Annotated in this window: 12 protein-coding genes; 10 read left to right on the forward strand and 2 right to left on the reverse strand. The window is 63.7% G+C overall.

What is annotated here, in order from left to right; all coding sequences use genetic code 11:
• Positions 1–26: 26 nt before the first annotated feature.
• Positions 27–1178, reverse strand: coding sequence for a glutamate--cysteine ligase (locus tag HMI59_RS06460; protein WP_071416253.1), 1152 nt, complete (start codon positions 1176–1178; stop codon positions 27–29).
• Between the two features lie 160 nt (positions 1179–1338).
• Between HMI59_RS06460 and HMI59_RS06465 the strand changes: the two genes are divergently transcribed.
• From HMI59_RS06465 to HMI59_RS06475, 3 genes are all read left to right on the forward strand, one after another.
• Complete coding sequence (locus tag HMI59_RS06465; protein ID WP_193593165.1) at positions 1339–2469, forward strand: GTP-binding protein; 1131 nt, start codon at positions 1339–1341, stop codon at positions 2467–2469.
• A 25-nt stretch (positions 2470–2494) separates the two neighbouring features.
• On the forward strand, positions 2495–2617 hold the full coding sequence (gene ykgO / locus HMI59_RS06470) for a type B 50S ribosomal protein L36 (RefSeq protein WP_021472472.1): 123 nt from the start codon (positions 2495–2497) through the stop codon (positions 2615–2617).
• A 79-nt stretch (positions 2618–2696) separates the two neighbouring features.
• Positions 2697–3515, forward strand: coding sequence for a shikimate 5-dehydrogenase (locus HMI59_RS06475; protein WP_193593166.1), 819 nt, complete (start codon positions 2697–2699; stop codon positions 3513–3515).
• A 41-nt stretch (positions 3516–3556) separates the two neighbouring features.
• On the opposite strand, the gene HMI59_RS06480 is transcribed toward HMI59_RS06475, so the two are convergent.
• Positions 3557–4789 carry an SAM-dependent methyltransferase gene (locus HMI59_RS06480; protein ID WP_193593167.1) on the reverse strand — a complete coding sequence of 411 codons (1233 nt, stop codon included), beginning with the start codon at positions 4787–4789 and terminating at the stop codon, positions 3557–3559.
• A gap of 67 nt (positions 4790–4856) precedes the next feature.
• Between HMI59_RS06480 and HMI59_RS06485 the strand changes: the two genes are divergently transcribed.
• The 7 genes from HMI59_RS06485 to HMI59_RS06515 all read left to right on the forward strand — a co-directional run bounded on the left by HMI59_RS06485 (position 4857) and on the right by HMI59_RS06515 (position 15823).
• Positions 4857–5276, forward strand: a complete 420-nt coding sequence (locus tag HMI59_RS06485) for a hypothetical protein (protein WP_227471551.1) — start codon at positions 4857–4859, stop codon at positions 5274–5276.
• A 198-nt stretch (positions 5277–5474) separates the two neighbouring features.
• Complete coding sequence (groES, locus tag HMI59_RS06490) at positions 5475–5771, forward strand: co-chaperone GroES (protein WP_011775524.1); 297 nt, start codon at positions 5475–5477, stop codon at positions 5769–5771.
• A gap of 87 nt (positions 5772–5858) precedes the next feature.
• The gene (groL, locus tag HMI59_RS06495; RefSeq protein WP_021472476.1) at positions 5859–7472 is read left to right on the forward strand and encodes a chaperonin GroEL; all 1614 of its coding nucleotides are present in this window, start codon (positions 5859–5861) and stop codon (positions 7470–7472) included.
• 475 nt (positions 7473–7947) lie between these two features.
• A complete protein-coding gene (locus HMI59_RS06500; protein WP_227471552.1) occupies positions 7948–10011 on the forward strand; it encodes an acyltransferase family protein in 2064 nt (687 codons plus the stop codon).
• Positions 10008–12065: an acyltransferase family protein gene (locus tag HMI59_RS06505; protein WP_227471553.1), complete on the forward strand. Its 2058-nt coding sequence runs from the start codon at positions 10008–10010 to the stop codon at positions 12063–12065. Before HMI59_RS06500 ends, HMI59_RS06505 begins: the two co-directional genes overlap by 4 nt.
• Positions 12066–12275: 210 nt before the next feature.
• Positions 12276–13784, forward strand: coding sequence for an IMP dehydrogenase (guaB, locus tag HMI59_RS06510; protein WP_021472479.1), 1509 nt, complete (start codon positions 12276–12278; stop codon positions 13782–13784).
• 179 nt (positions 13785–13963) lie between these two features.
• Positions 13964–15823 carry an ABC transporter ATP-binding protein gene (locus HMI59_RS06515; protein ID WP_021472480.1) on the forward strand — a complete coding sequence of 620 codons (1860 nt, stop codon included), beginning with the start codon at positions 13964–13966 and terminating at the stop codon, positions 15821–15823.
• The last annotated feature ends 10 nt before the right edge of the window (positions 15824–15833 follow it).

Genomic DNA, 15833 nt, shown 5'->3' on the forward strand with positions numbered 1-15833 from the left:
CTGACCTCGCCCCAACCGGTGCGGGATCAGGCGTCGGGGCCTTTGCGCATCTGCTGGACGAGGTCCATCACCACGGCCTGCAGATCGCCATTGTGTTCGGCGGCCACACGGCGCTGGCGCTGGTAGCTGGCACCCCGCTCAATGATCTTGGCAACGTCGGCGAGTTCCTCCGAGCAGCCCAGCTCGGCGGCAATGGGCTCAAGCCGCGCCAGGGTTTCGGTGAGGTGCTCGGTGACGAGTTTCTCGTTGCCCTCGGCGTCCAGGATGATGATGGCTTCCATGCCATACCGGGCTGCACGCCACTTGTTCTCCTGCACGTGCCACGGCGGCATGGTGGGAATAGTGCCCCCTGCGTCCAGGATTCCGGAAAATTCGTGAACCAGGCACTGCGTCAGGGCCGCGATGGCACCGACTTCCTCCAGTGTTGCCAGGCCATCGCAAATGCGCATCTCGATAGTTCCGAGCGCTGCCACCGGCCTGATGTCCCAGCGGATCTCCGAAATGGCGTCGATGACACCAGTGGTGAACATGTCCTGCACATAGGACTCGTAGGCCTCCCAGGACTGGAACTGGAAAGGCAACCCTGCGGTGGGCAACTGCTGGAACATCAGGGCCCGCTGGGACGCGTACCCTGTTTCTTCGCCGGACCAGTAGGGGCTGGAGGCCGAAAGGGCCTGGAAGTGCGGGAAGTAGTTGACCAGTCCATCAAGAATCGGAAGGACCTTGTCCCGGCGGTCGATGCCGACGTGGACATGGACGCCATAGATCACCATCTGGCGTCCCCACCACTGGGTACGCTCGATCAACTTGGCGTAGCGCTCCTTGTCCGTCACCGGTTGGAGGAGGGGAGGGCTGAAGGGGTGGCTTCCGGCGCAGAAAACCTCAACGCCCATGGAATCCGTGACCTCGCGGACCGCTGCCAGCGAACGGCTGAGGTCTTCTTTGGCTTCTTTGACCGTGTTGCAGACGCCTGTAACCAGTTCGACTGTGTTGAGGAGCAGTTCCCGCTTGATATGGGGGTGCTCGTCGTCCTCGTTGAGGTCCGGATGATTGGCGGCAACGCCCTTGAGGACGTCGTTCGCGACCGAGACGAGTTCTCCTGTGCGTGCGCTGACGAGCCCCAGCTCCCATTCCACACCCAGCGTCGATTGCCTGGATGGCGCAAACTCTATATGCACGTAGTCCCCTCGTTGTTTTGTCATTCGGCCGGACGCCGCCCCGCTGCGGGGCCGCCAGCGGTCGGATCAAGTCTAGTGCAGCCCAAGGCGCCGGACGGGCGAAGGGTAATGTCTTTCCGCTTCTTGCTATTGAGAACAGTTCTCAATTACTCTGGCTTTCATGCACACCACCGTCCTTAGCTCACTAGACACCCATTGCCGCGACTCTGCTGCTGCCCGGCTTGGCCGCACCCACGGCCACTCGGCGGTAGTCCTCCACGACCTCCTGGACGGGTCGCTCGTGCTGCGGAGGGTTTACCGGGACGGCCAACTCTTTGAGCGGGAAACCACGGTTCTTGAGCACGGCTGCCTCAGCTGCACCGGCCGCCTGGATGTAGTCCCTACTGCGGAGCGGCTCGCTTCCTGCGGCTTCGACCAAGTAGTCCTGGGACTCCCGCCGGGAGTAGCAGCTGCCATGGCGGCAGCCGAACTGAAGCAGGCCCTGGATGGTCGCATAGTCATCGACAACGCGGTGCTGGGAGTCGACCCCGCGGAGCTCGAGGACCACATGTGGGACCGGCACACCCTGTATGAATCCGGCTTCACCGCAATGCCCGAAGACGACCGGACCAGCGGCGAGTTCCTCATCGGAGAATTGGGCCACGTGGACTCCGTCATGCTGTTTCCGGGCCTCAGTGCCGGGCTGAGCGCTGAAACGCGGATTGACAGCGCGCACTGGCGGGCCGGCACGGAACTCCTTGGGCAGCTGGCGCCGCATGCCGCCGTCATTGGCTCCGCTGATAAGTTCACGCCGGGATGCTACGACCGCGTCGAGGCAATCGCCCGGACCAGGCCCGGCGTGGTTCGCCGTCCACCGGACGATGCCACGGGGACGTTCAGTACCGTCCTCCACGCTCTGTCCAAGCCACTCCATCCGGGCCGTTTTCGTGAAGCCCTGCCGCAGCTGGCCGCCGGCACCCACTGGATGCGGGGCCGCCTTTGGATTGCCTCGGCCGCCAACATCCGGATCGCAGTTCAGGGGATAGGCCCTCGCGTCTGGCTTGAAAGCACAGGACCTTGGTCGGTCGAGGCGGCCGCGCAGGCAAAGCCGGACACCGGCGTCGACATAGTCCTTGACGGGCACGCCCACCATGGCGACCGCGGAACCGTGCTGGCCCTTACCGGACGGTCGGAAGACGTGAACGCACAGGAAATCAGGCAGCTGTTGGATGGCTGCCAGCTGACCGAGGCGGAGATGGAGGCCCAGCCCGCGGCGTGGGATGACCCGTTTGAGCTCAGCAAAGCCCTCTAGCCCTACAACACAAAGGAGAACATCAATGAAAGTCCGCAACTCGCTCCGTGCCTTGAAGAAGATTCCCGGAGCCCAGATCGTGCGGCGGCGCGGACGCACCTTCGTGATCAACAAGCAGAACCCGCGTATGAAGGCCCGGCAAGGCTAGCCGGGATCACGGGGCGGGTCGGCGTTCATAAATATGACTTAGTGGTCCGCCCGCCCTGTCCGGGCTGTTTAATGGACGCATGCCCATCCTCAACAAAGACATGTCCCTGTGCATCTCGCTGGCCGCGCGACCCAGCAACATCGGGACCAGGTTCCATAACTATCTCTATGACCAGTTGGGCCTGAACTTCGTTTACAAAGCCTTTGCCCCCGCCGACATCACCATGGCGGTCGCGGGCATCCGCGGACTTCCCATCCGTGGCGCCGCAGTCTCCATGCCCTACAAGGAGCAGGTCATTGACCTGGTGGACGTCATGGACCCCTCAGCGAAGGCCATCGACTCCGTCAACACGATCGTGAACAATGACGGCGTCCTCACCGCCTACAACACCGACTACATTGCCATCGCGCGGCTCCTGAAGGACCACGAGGTGCCGACCAGCCACTCAGTATTGCTCCGGGGCGCGGGCGGGATGGCCAAAGCTGTGGCCGCCGCCCTCCGTGACGCCGGGTTCACCGACGTGACCATCGTGGCGCGCAACGAAACCACGGGCAGGGCGCTCGCAGGGCTGTATGGCTTTACGTGGCAGGACGACGCGAACGGCTCCACAGCGGACCTCATCATCAACGTCACGCCGCTGGGCATGGCCGGTGCCGACGAGACTGCCCAGTCCTTCGGCGACGCCACCATTGCAGCGGCGAAGGTGGTGTTCGACGTCGTCGCCTTGCCGTCTGAGACTCCGCTGATCGCTGCGGCGCGCCAGGCCGGCAAGCCCGTCATCACGGGAGCGGAAGTGATTGCCATCCAGGCGGAAGAGCAGTTCGTTCTGTACACGGGCGTCCGTCCCACTCCCGAACAGGTCCGCGAAGCGTCGGAGTTTTCGCGGCGCCAAGCCTAAGGTCGGGCCCCGGGGCCCGACCGCCAGCGCCCGGGCCTGTGTCAGGCGCTGACCGGCTCCACGACGACGGCCACCCTCTCCTCCCCGATCCGGGTGAGGACCAGGGTGGCTGTCTTGGGTTTTCCGGCTTTCCCGGCAGGTTTGCCCGGCAGGAGTTGTTTGCGGAGCTCTTCCGGCGTGACCGCTGTTCCGCGCTTCTTGATGTCCAGTACGCCGATTCCGTTCGCTTTTACCCAGGCCTTGAGGGCTTTGACGTTGTATGGCATGACGTCCAGCACCCGGTAGGCGCGGGCGAAGGGCGTGTCGCGCAGCTCCGGCGCGCAGATGTAGGCAATGTGCTCATCCACCAAGTGGCCGTTCAGCATTCCTGCCACATCGGCCACCAGCCCCGCCCGGATCACTGCGCCGTCGGGCTCGTACAGGAATCCCTCCACGGGCCCGACGGCGGCTGCCGGACCGCCGTCGATATCCTCACCGCTGGTGACCTCCGCAGCGCCCTGGGGGCCGATCACCAGGGCCGCCCGGCGGACACCGGGCCGCGCCACTGCGTTGAACCACAGCGTCACCTCGGTGACGTCGCCCCCTACGGACACCCACTGCGCTTCGCAGCCTGCGGGAACTGATTCGTGGGGCATGCCCGGACCCATCTTGACGCCGACGGCGCGTCCCGTGGCGGCAAGGCCTTCCACGAAAGACAACGGCGGAGAGAAGGCTTCCGGGTCCCAGATCCGCTTGGTTCCGGAGGTGGACGTGGTGCGCCGTGCCGGATCAAGCCACACCCCGTCCACGCCGTTCAGGTCAACGGACGTGGCATCGGAATGAAGGACCTTGGCGTGGGGGAACGGCATGAGGTTGATAGTGGCGCACGCGGCTGTGGTCTCGTCCATTTCAACGGCGGTGACGTTGATGTCCATGGAGGCCATTGCCATGGAATCGGCGCCCAAACCACAACCCAGGTCAGCTACGTGCGAAATCCCGGCCCTGGCGAAACGTTCGGCGTGACGTGCCGCAACGTTGAGCCTGGTGGCTTGTTCCAGGCCGGCCTGGGTGAAAAGCATTTGCCGGGCGAACTCACCGAACTTTGCCTCCGCACGGGTCCTGAGGCGGGATTGGGTAAGGACCGCGGCGACCAGCTCTGCCGGGTGTCCGGCCTTGCGCAGTTCCTGGTTCACTGCCATGGCGTCGGCCTCTTTGTAGGGCCCTAACGAGGCGAGAAGCTCCCATCCTTCGGTAGTCAGCAACGGCGCGAGGTGGTCCTGGGGAGCGTGGGGCATGCCATCCAGCCTAACGTTTATGACCTGCAGCCGGGACCGGCCAGGTCATCCGGATAGGGTTGTTTTCATGGAAGACACCGCAACCCCGCAGCCCTCCGACACCAACAATCCGGACGACCACAGTTCCGCCCGTTCCGGAGCCGAAGAGCATAGCCCCGGCCGGTCGCTTTCTACTTACGCCCGCCCGGCGTTGATCGCCGGCGTCGTTATCGCCGTCGTCTGCGTGGCGCTGTTGATCGTTATTTTCGCCTTGGATGCCTTCAATGCAGCTGCCTATTCCGTCTCCGGAAAGAACATTGGCGACGCGACGGACGAGGCCCGCGATATCCGCGAACTCCACAGCGGCGCCCGTGCAGGGGGAATCATCGGTTTGGTGATCTCCGGCGTCGTAGCTGTCGGCGCCGGCGTCGTGCTCTACCTGAACCGCGGAACAGCGGGCGGCAACGACTACGATGACTACGATCTCGAGGACCTCCGGGAGCAGTAATCCGGGTTCACCCATGACGAAATGCTGGCACTCACCTTGACCGAGTGCTAACGCCTTACATAGAGTCTTGTTAGCACTCTCCCCGTGAGGGTGCTAACCACTACCGCCAGGTACGCTGCCGGCACCGCGACGACGGTTGCACGCCTCGGCACCCTTGTTCTTAGTCCATGAATCAGCTCATGAAAAGGAGAGATCCGAGTGTCGGTCTCGATTAAGCCTCTTGAGGATCGTATTGTTGTTCGCCCGCTCGAAGCAGAGCAGACCACGGCTTCCGGCCTGGTCATTCCGGACTCCGCACAGGAGAAGCCGCAGGAAGGCGAAGTTGTTGCAATCGGCCCCGGCCGCTTCGATGACAACGGCAACCGCGTGCCGGTTGACGTAGCTGTTGGCGACGTCGTTATCTACTCCAAGTACGGTGGAACCGAAGTCAAGACCGGTGGCAACGAGTACCTCGTTCTGTCCGCCCGCGACGTCCTCGCGATCGTCGTAAAGTAACTTCCTGGGAATCCCGCGCTGCAGGCCCGCTTGGAATATCTTCCAGCCGCCTGCGGTGCGGGTTTTCCGTTCTGAAAGGACACAACCATGGCAAAGCAGCTTGCGTTTAATGACGCTGCCCGCCGGTCCCTCGAGGCCGGTATCGACAAGCTCGCCAACACCGTCAAGGTGACGCTTGGCCCCCGCGGCCGCAACGTCGTCCTGGACAAGAAGTGGGGCGCCCCCACGATCACCAACGACGGCGTGACGATCGCCCGCGAAGTTGAGCTGGACGACCCCTACGAGAACCTTGGCGCACAGCTTGCCAAGGAAGTCGCCACCAAGACCAACGATGTTGCCGGTGACGGTACCACCACCGCCACCGTGCTTGCACAGGCCCTGGTCAAGGAAGGCCTGCGCAACGTTGCAGCCGGCGCCGCACCGGGCGAAATCAAGCGCGGCATCGAGGTTTCCGTCGAGGCCGTTGCCGCCCGCCTGCTGGAGAACGCCCGCGAAGTCGAAGGCACCCAGGTTGCCAACGTCGCTGCCATCTCCGCGCAGAGCGAAGAGGTTGGCGAACTGCTGGCGGAGGCCTTCGGCAAGGTGGGCAAGGATGGTGTCATCACCATCGAAGAGTCTTCCACTACCCAGACCGAACTCGTCCTCACCGAAGGCATGCAGTTCGACAAGGGCTACCTTTCCCCGTACTTCGTCACCGACGCAGAACGCCAGGAAGCCGTCCTCGAAGACGCCCTGATCCTGATCAACCAGGGCAAGATCTCCTCGCTGCAGGAATTCCTGCCGCTGCTGGAGAAGGCGCTGCAGGCCTCCAAGCCGCTCTTCATCATCGCCGAGGACATCGAGGGCGAAGCCCTGTCCACGCTGATCGTCAACCGCATCCGCGGCACGCTCAACGTTGTTGCCGTCAAGGCTCCCGGCTTCGGCGACCGCCGCAAGGCCATGCTGCAGGACATCGCCACCCTCACCGGTGCGCAGGTTGTTTCCCCGGACCTGGGCCTGAGCCTGGACACCGTTGGCCTGGAGGTGCTGGGTACGGCCCGCCGTATCACCGTCACCAAGGACCACACCACCATTGTTGACGGCGCCGGAACCGAGCAGGACGTTGCGGACCGCGTTGCCCAGCTCCGTGCTGAGCTCGCCCGCACCGACTCCGACTGGGACCGCGAGAAGCTGCAGGAACGCCTGGCCAAGCTGGCCGGCGGCATCGGCGTCATCAAGGTTGGCGCTGCTACCGAAGTCGAGCTCAAGGAAAAGAAGCACCGCATCGAGGACGCTGTTTCCTCTACGCGTGCCGCCCTTGAAGAAGGCATCGTTTCCGGCGGTGGCTCGGCCCTCATCCACGCTCTCAAGGCCCTGGACGAGGACCCGGCCGTCAAGGCACTCGAAGGCGACGCCGCCGCTGCGGTTGGCATCGTCCGACGTGCACTGACCCAGCCGCTGCGCTGGATTGCCCAGAATGCAGGCTTTGACGGCTACGTTGTGGTTGCCAAGGTTTCCGAGCTCGAGGCGAACCACGGCTTCAACGCCAAGTCCGGCGAGTACGAGGACCTGACGGCTGCCGGCATCATCGACCCCGTCAAGGTCACCCGCTCCGCCCTCCGCAACGCCGCTTCGATCGCTGCCCTGGTTCTCACCACCGAGACCCTGGTTGCCGAGAAGCCGGCCGAGGAAGAAGACGCACACGCAGGCCACCAGCACTAGGCTGCCTGCCCCAGAGAGCCCCGGTCACGCCCAGTGGCCGGGGCTTTTTGCTGCCTCGCCGCGGCTGCAAACCGTCCCTCTATCACCTCCCGCCCGCCTTCGGCCGTCCCTCTATCACCTCCCGCCGGCTTTCGGCCGTCCCTCTATCACCTCCCGCCGGCTTTCGGGCATCGCTCTATCACCTCCCGGTCCCGGCCGACGTCATTGGTGCGGAAGCCCGGCAACCGGCTGATTCTTTGCGTGGAATGCGTCACATTGCGGTCGGTAATCTTGACTAAGTACCCTTATTATCGTTTTGCCTCGTCACAGCAGTGTTGGTACTCCGGGCGCAGCCCCGGCACGGTCCCGATCCTCAGTGCAAGGCGCGCTGATTGACGTTCCCCGGCGCCTCCGGGCAAGCCACTTGACTGGGTCGCATGCTCCAAACCGCATATGATGGAACCTTTGCAAAATAGCCCCTGAGGAATCGCCTAACGTGTCTGCATCAACGATCCAACAGCCCGCCCGTCCCGACAGGCGGGCTCATGGACCCGTTGCCAAGTCAAAGTTCCGCCCGGAAATACAGGGTCTCCGTTCGCTCGCGGTCCTCATGGTGGTCAGCTACCACATCTGGATCGGCCGCGTCTCCGGCGGTGTGGATGTCTTCCTGCTGATCTCGGCATTCCTCATGACGCTCCAGTTCACCGGGCGCTACAAGCAGCGCCGTCCCATGGACTTGGTCAGGCACTGGCTGCACCTGTTCCGGCGCCTGCTGCCGGCCGTCGTCGTCGTTCTGCTCGGCACCCTGGCCGCCACCTTTGTGTTCCTGCCGCCCACGCGGTGGGTGGAAGTGGTGAACCAAGGCTGGGCGTCGTTGTTCTATTTCGAGAACTGGCTGCTCCAGACGCTGGCGGTGAACTACTACGCAACAGACCACAGCCTCGCCAGTCCGCTCCAGCACTTCTGGTCGCTGTCCATCCAAGGGCAGGTGTTCATCCTGTGGCCGGCCATTTTCGCCGCTGTGGCAGTGGTGTGCCGGAAGTTCCAGCTCCGTTACCGGGCGTCGTTGGCCTACGTTTTTGCGCTGATCTTCATCGCTTCGCTGACGTACTCCATCATCTTCACCGCCAACAACCAGGCAGTGGCCTACTTCGATACGTTCGCCCGGCTATGGGAATTTGCCTTGGGAACCTTGGTTGCCTTGATCCTGCCTGCCCTGGACTTCTCCAAACCCGTCCGTGTGGTGATGGGTTGGGCGGGGGTCGCCGCGATGCTCAGTTGCGGCATCCTCCTGCAGGTGCAGACGGCGTTCCCGGGCTTCGTCGCCCTGTGGCCAACCCTTGCTGCCGTTGCCGTCATCGCGGCAGGCCAAACGGGCAGCCGCCTCGGCGTGGACCGCATCCTGAGTTCAAAGTTCCTCGTCCGCCTGGGGGACAATTCCTACGGGCTGTATCTGTGGCATTGGCCCATCCTGGTGATCTACCTGGCGTGGAGCGGCAAGGACCACGCCGGTTGGTTGTCCGGCTCGGCGATCATTGCCCTTGCTTTGGGCCTGGCATTCCTTACCACCAAGTACGTGGAGAAGCCCTTCCGCGAATGGAAGTGGCCGGAGGTGAAGCGGCGCCGCGCTGCCATCTCCATCGCCGTGTGCCTGGCAGTTGCCAGCACTCCGATGGTGGGCTTCCAGTACAAGCAGTACCTTGACCAAAAGGCCGCTGAAACCCAGGCCTTCAATGACAATCCCGGCGCTCACGCGTTGCTTCCGGGTTACGTCGATCTGGTGAGCGAGGGAGCCAAGACCCTGCCCACGGCCGAGCAGTTGCCGGAGGATTGGGCCCGCCTGAACGGCACGTGCGAGGGCGCCGACAAACCCGAGGATAAGCTCCTCGCGGAGAACTGCCAGCAAAACGATGTTGGCGATGACGCCGTGAAGCACATTGTGGTGCTGGGGGATTCCCATTCGCAGCAATGGCTTGCGGCGCTTGGCCCCATGGCTGAAGCGCATCGCTGGAAGGTGACGGCGCTCCTCCTGGGCGGCTGCCATTTCATGCCGGAAAACCCGGACGCGGAGGACCAGTGCAACGAGTTCAACTCTGCGGCCTTCCGCTACGTGGCGTCCCAGACTCCGGACGCGGTGTTCATGGTGGGCACCATGGCGTCCCCGTCGTCCCCGGATGAAAAGCTTGTTTATGGTTTCGACCAGACCGTCACCAACCTCAACGACCTCGGCATCCAGGTGGTGGCCGTCCGCGACAACCCCCGGTACGACTACAACGTGACCGAGTGCGCCCTCGCCAAGGGCGTGGACAGTCCCGAGTGCAAGTCGGACCAGCCCGATGTCCTTGCACCAACCAGTCCGTTCGCCCAAGTACAGGGGACCTTCGGTAACGCCGCGTTCCTGGACATGACCGATTTCCTGTGCGACGGAGCCACGTGCCCCAGCGTCATCGGCAACGTGTTCGTCTACCTTGACGACAACCACTTGTCCCGGACTTACGTCAAGAGCATGGGCGACATGTTCTCCGAGAGGTGGTTTGCCGCGACTGGATGGGCGCAATGACGGAACAGACAAAAAGCACGACGGCGGAGCGCACTTTCCGCCCGGAGGTCCAGGGCCTGCGGGCCCTGGCCGTGTTGATGGTCGCCACGTACCACATCTGGCTCGGCCGGGTGTCGGGCGGGGTGGACGTATTCCTGCTCATCTCGGCATTCCTGCTGACGCTGTCCTTCACCAGGAAACTTGAAGGCGGCAAGCCCCTGCGCCTGCTGCAGCACTGGCTGCACGTGTTCAAGCGCTTGCTGCCCGCCGTCGTCGTTGTGCTGCTGGGAGTCCTCACTGCCACGTGGGCGTTTGTTCCGCAGAGCCGCTGGCCGGACGTTCTGGCGGAGGCCTGGGCCTCTTTGCTGTACCGGCAGAACTGGCAACTGGCTGATTCCGCGGTGGACTACTATGCGCAGAACCATTCAGGCGCCAGCCCCCTCCAGCATTTCTGGTCTTTGTCCATCCAAGGGCAGGTCTTCATCCTGTGGCCGTTGATCTTCGCCGCAGTGGCCCTGCTGCAGCCCTTCCTTGCCAAGGTTTTGCCCGGCAGGAAGGCAGTGGGCCACCGGTCTCTGCTCCTGATGGCGTTCGGGGCCGTCTTCGTGGCGTCGCTGGTGTACTCCATCGACCAGACGGCCAACAACCAAAGCTACGCCTACTTCGACACCCGCACCCGGCTGTGGGAATTCGCGCTGGGATCCTTGCTCGCCCTGGCGTTGCCGTACCTGAAACCGGGTCCCAAGCTCCGCGTGTTCCTCGGTTGGGGCGGCTTGGCTGCCATGCTCTCCTGCGGGCTGATGCTCACGGTTGACCGTTCGTTCCCCGGCTTTGTTGCCCTGTGGCCCACCCTGGCCGCGGCCGCAGTGATCGTGGCAGGGCAAAGCGGAAGCAGGATCGGAGCCGACCGCTTCCTTGCGTCCCGCCCGCTGGTCATGGTGGGGGACAACTCCTACGCCTTGTACCTGTGGCACTGGCCGGTCCTGGTGTTCTTCCTCCTGGTGACGGAAACCACCACGCCCAACCTGGTGCAAGGACTGGCCATCATGGCCGTTTCCATGATCCTGGCGGTGGCCACCACCCGGTTCGTGGAACGTCCCATGCGCCGCTGGGAGTGGCCCAACGTGCGTTCCTGGCGTGCCGCCGTCGTGATTGCCTCCTGCGGTGCCCTGCTCGCGCTGCCTGTCACCGCCTGGCAGGGTGCCATCTCGGCTGAGGGGGCGGCGATCGCGGACCAGCCCATGGAGCTGACCCCGGGCGCCGCTGCGCTGGCACCGGACAAAGCCGGGCAGCCGACTCCCGAAGCGAAGATCATCCCGGCGCCGGCCGCCATGAAGGATGAATGGGCGGACATCGACGGCCTCTGCACCGGCGATAACGTCCCGTCGGATCCTCTGCTGGAGGGCTGCCTCCAGAACGATCCGCCGGACGTCACCACCAAGAAGATCGTGGTCCTGGGTGACTCGCATGCGCAGCAGTACATGGCGGCACTGGGCCCGATTGCCAAAGCGCATGGCTGGGAAGTCGTGACGCTCCTGAAAGGCAACTGCCGGTTCGGTGCGGAGTCCACAGAACGGCCGGACGACTGCAATGCGTTCAACAAAGCCAGCGCCGCCTACGTCCTGGAGCACAAGCCGGATGCCGTGTTCACGGTGGCATCCCTGACCCATGTCACTGAACCGTTTGAGACAGAGGTTCCGGGCTACCTGGAAGGCATCAAGCCCTTCTCCGATGCCGGAATCGATGTTGTGGGTGTACGGGACAATCCGCGCTTCAGCATCAACATGCCCGAGTGCGTTCAGAAGAAGGGGCCGGATTCCCCCGATTGCAACGCGCCATTGGAGCACTCGTTGGCGGCGTCCTCGCCATTGGACGACTACGTGGGCAAGGTGGACGGGCTGTACCTGATGGACATGAGCGACTTCATTTGCGCGCAGGGTACGTGTCCGGCCGTGGTGGGCAATGTGTACGTCTACAAGGACGACAACCACCTCACCAAAACCTATGTGCAGAGCATGATTCCCATGTTCGAAGAACGGCTGCTGGCCGCGACGGGTTGGGCTACTTCCCGGTAGCCATGGGTGCTGTCCGCGGTTGAAATGCACGACGGCGGCCTGCCGCCAGTGCTGTTGCTCACACTCCGCTGCCACGGAATATGGCGATCGCCGCGGAGGTTCTAGTATTTATCCAACACTTCTGCACAGGCCAGTCCCGTAATGACGGGCTGGTCATCAGTTGCAACCCCTACCAGTTCCAGTCCCCAAACCCAGGTAAGAGGCGCACTCATGACCCAGCCCGAACACGATCCCTTTGGCTTCGTAGGCCTCACCTACGACGACGTCCTGCTGCTGCCCGGCCACACGAACGTCATCCCGTCCGAGGCCGACACGTCCTCGCGCATCTCCAAGCGCATCACGGTCCAGACGCCCTTGCTCTCGGCAGCCATGGACACCGTGACCGAGTCCCGCATGGCCATCGCCATGGCACGCCAGGGCGGCCTCGGTGTTGTCCACCGCAACCTGTCCATCGATGACCAGGCAGAGCATGTGGACCGCGTGAAGCGCAGCGAATCCGGCATGATCACCAACCCCGTGACCATCGGCCCCGAGGCAACGCTGCTGGAACTTGATGAGCTGTGCGCCCGTTACCGCGTCTCCGGCCTTCCCGTGGTGGACACCGACGGCCGTCTCCTGGGCATCGTGACCAACCGCGACACCCGCTTCGTTCCCGAATCGGATTTCCCGCTGCGCAGCGTCAGCGACGTCATGACCAAGATGCCGCTGGTCACCGGCCACGTCGGGATCAGCCGCGAGGAAGCTTCGCACAAGCTGGCCACCAACAAGATTGAAAAGCTGCCGCTCGTGGATGACCAGGGCCGGTTGAAGGGCCTCATCACCACCAAGGACTTCACCAAGGCCGAGCAGTACCCGCTGGCCACCAAGGACGATGAGGGCCGCCTGCGTGTCGGTGCGGCCATCGGCTTCTTCGGCGACGGCTGGGAGCGCGCCATGAAGCTCATCGACGCCGGCGTGGATGCGTTGTTCGTGGACACCGCGAACGGCCACTCCCAGGGCGTGCTGGACATGATTGCCCGGCTCAAGTCCGATCCCGTTGCCGCGCACGTTGACATCATTGGCGGCCAGGCAGCCACCCGTGAGGGAGCCCAGGCTCTGATCGACGCCGGTGCCGACGGCATCAAGGTGGGTGTCGGTCCCGGTTCCATCTGCACCACCCGCGTGGTGGCCGGTGTCGGCGTTCCGCAGATCTCCGCCATCTACGAATCCGCGAAGGCCGCGATTCCGGCCGGCGTTCCGCTGATCGCCGACGGCGGCCTCCAGTACTCCGGCGACATCGGCAAGGCGCTGGTTGCCGGCGCCGACACCGTGATGCTCGGTTCCCTGCTGGCCGGTTGTGAAGAGTCTCCTGGCGATCTCATCTTCGTCAACGGCAAGCAGTTCAAGAGCTACCGCGGCATGGGCTCCCTGGGGGCCATGCAGTCACGCGGCAAGAACACGTCCTACTCCAAGGACCGTTACTTCCAGGCCGACGTTTCCGGTGACGACAAGCTCATCCCGGAAGGCATCGAAGGCCGCGTTGCATACCGCGGGCCCCTGGCTTCGGTGGCGTACCAGTTGGTGGGCGGCCTGCGCCAGACCATGTTCTACACGGGCGCACCCACCATTCCGGAGCTGAAGGCGCGCGGCAAGTTTGTCCGCATCACCGCTGCAGGCCTGAAGGAATCGCACCCGCACGACATCCAGATGACGGTGGAAGCGCCGAATTACTCCCGCTGATTCCCTGCAGGATTGACGCGATCGAAGACTCCCCGTGGTGTTCCACGGGGAGTCTTTGCGTCCGGGCATGTTCCGCGGGCAGTCGCAGGTCCCTTCGCGGCAGGTGCCTTAGTGTCAGAGGGGAGGAATAGGCTGGGCGTATGTCAGAAAACCCAGGTGGCCCGGGCCGCGGCCGGCCTATGCATCCGGAGTCCGTCCGGGTGACCAAGGCGCCGCCCCGGAAGCTGGCACTCCGGCCGTACGCACGCGCCGTCGGGCAGGTCCTGAAGGTCAGTTTCAAAGCCTCGCCCGCCGCCGTCATCATGAAGGTGGCCGGCTCGCTGATATCAGCCACGCTGCCGCTGGTGACAACATACTTCGCTGCGTTGACCACAACGGCGCTGGCGGCCGGCTACGCAGGAGACCCCGACGCCGGTCCGCGCGCCATCCTGTACGTCGTCATCACGGCGGCGTTGGGACTGTTCTGGGGCGGCTTCAGCAGCGTTGACCGCTACATCCAGCAGCTCATGAGTTTCCGGGTAGGCGCAATTGTCGGCGACATGATGTACGAGCGCTTCCTTGCCTTGGAATTCTGGCGTTACGACGACAAGGAAACGGTAGACCTCTACGATCGTGCCAAGCGGTTCTCCGACTCCTATGCCCGCGTCCTTGACCGCATTGCCGCGATCTTCACGCAATTGGTTTCCGTCATCCTCGCCGTCGGAGCCTTGTTCCTGGTGAGCTGGTGGATTGCGGTGATCGTCCTGGTGGCGATCGTGCCCAGTGTCTATCTGCAGTTCAAACTTTCGCGTGAACAGATCGCCCACTGGAACACGCAGGTTGACTCCCGGCGGCAGCGCCGCATGATCGAACAGAACCTCCTGAGGCCGCAACACATTGCCGAGATGCGCCTCTACGGGATCGTGGGGTACCTCATGGGCCTCCGGTCAAGGTTGCGTGACGCGGACGAGCGCCGGCGTCTCGATTTCCAGAAGCGCTACATCCCCAAGCAACTGGCGGCCGACGCACTCCAGTACGGCGCCGAGGTGGTCTCGCTCATCTGGGTGGTCGGGCAGATCATTGCCAGGGCGCAGCCCGTGGGCCAGTTCCTCTACGTTCAGCAGATCGTGAGCCGGGCCTTGTCCACGGCCAACAACCTGGTGTCCTCGCTCAGCTCCATCGACGAAGACCTCGCCAACCTCAAGGACTACGAACTCTTCATGACGCTCCCGGTGCCCACCGGCCACGAACCGCCGCTCCTGAAATCCCCGCAAACCGTGGAAATGAAGGACATCCGCTTCAGCTACACCGGCAGCGATATTGAAGTCATCAAGGGCATCTCGCTCACCATCAAAGCCGGGCAACACATCGCGATCGTGGGGGAGAACGGTGCTGGAAAGTCCACGCTGATCCGGATCCTGGCCGGGCTGTACCGGCCGGACTCGGGCCAGGTACTGCTCGACGGCGTCGACCTCGCCACCGTTGACGTGACCAGTTGGCACCGCCATCTGGCCGTGTTGAGCCAGGAGTTCCTCAAATACGAGTTCGCCACGGCCGCTGACAACATCTACCTGGGGGACGTCCAGCAACCCCGGGACGATCAGCGGATCAGGCGCGCGGCATCTGATGCTGAGGCCATGGACTTCATCAACAAGCTTCCCAATGGCCTGGACAACCACGTCAGCAATTGGATGGAGGATCCGCGCGGACGCAAGGGGAGCGGGCTGTCGGGTGGCCAATGGCAGCGCCTGGCCATGGCACGCAACTTCTACCGTGACGCATCCTTCATGGTGATGGACGAGCCCACCTCGGCCATCGATGCCTTGGCCGAGCACCGCATCTTTTCGCGGCTTTTCGCCGACCGCAGCAGCACCATCATCGCCATCAGCCACCGCCTGGCCACCATCGAGAAGGCGGACGTCGTCTACATGCTCGAGGACGGCCGGATCGCGGAGCAGGGAACGCATAAGGAACTTGTTGCGCTGCGTGGCCGGTACTTCCGGATGTTCGAGTCCCAGCTGTCAGTGGATGAGACCAGTCGGGCGGCTCCAGAGGCTTAGAGCGGTGGAA

The sequence above is a fragment of the Paenarthrobacter sp. YJN-5 genome (assembly GCF_015040095.1).
In the GTDB taxonomy this organism is placed as follows: domain Bacteria; phylum Actinomycetota; class Actinomycetes; order Actinomycetales; family Micrococcaceae; genus Arthrobacter; species Arthrobacter ureafaciens.

Bases quoted from the DNA above. Each gene is read 5' to 3' on its own strand.
- HMI59_RS06465 (WP_193593165.1), top strand. From the start codon at position 1,339: ATGCACACCACCGTCCTTAGCTCACTAGACACCCATTGCCGCGACTCT.
- ykgO (WP_021472472.1), top strand. From the start codon at position 2,495: ATGAAAGTCCGCAACTCGCTCCGTGCCTTGAAGAAGATTCCCGGAGCC.
- HMI59_RS06475 (WP_193593166.1), top strand. From the start codon at position 2,697: ATGCCCATCCTCAACAAAGACATGTCCCTGTGCATCTCGCTGGCCGCG.
- HMI59_RS06480 (WP_193593167.1), bottom strand. From the start codon at position 4,789: ATGCCCCACGCTCCCCAGGACCACCTCGCGCCGTTGCTGACTACCGAA.
- HMI59_RS06485 (WP_227471551.1), top strand. From the start codon at position 4,857: ATGGAAGACACCGCAACCCCGCAGCCCTCCGACACCAACAATCCGGAC.
- groL (WP_021472476.1), top strand. From the start codon at position 5,859: ATGGCAAAGCAGCTTGCGTTTAATGACGCTGCCCGCCGGTCCCTCGAG.
- HMI59_RS06505 (WP_227471553.1), top strand. From the start codon at position 10,008: ATGACGGAACAGACAAAAAGCACGACGGCGGAGCGCACTTTCCGCCCG.
- guaB (WP_021472479.1), top strand. From the start codon at position 12,276: ATGACCCAGCCCGAACACGATCCCTTTGGCTTCGTAGGCCTCACCTAC.
- HMI59_RS06515 (WP_021472480.1), top strand. From the start codon at position 13,964: ATGCATCCGGAGTCCGTCCGGGTGACCAAGGCGCCGCCCCGGAAGCTG.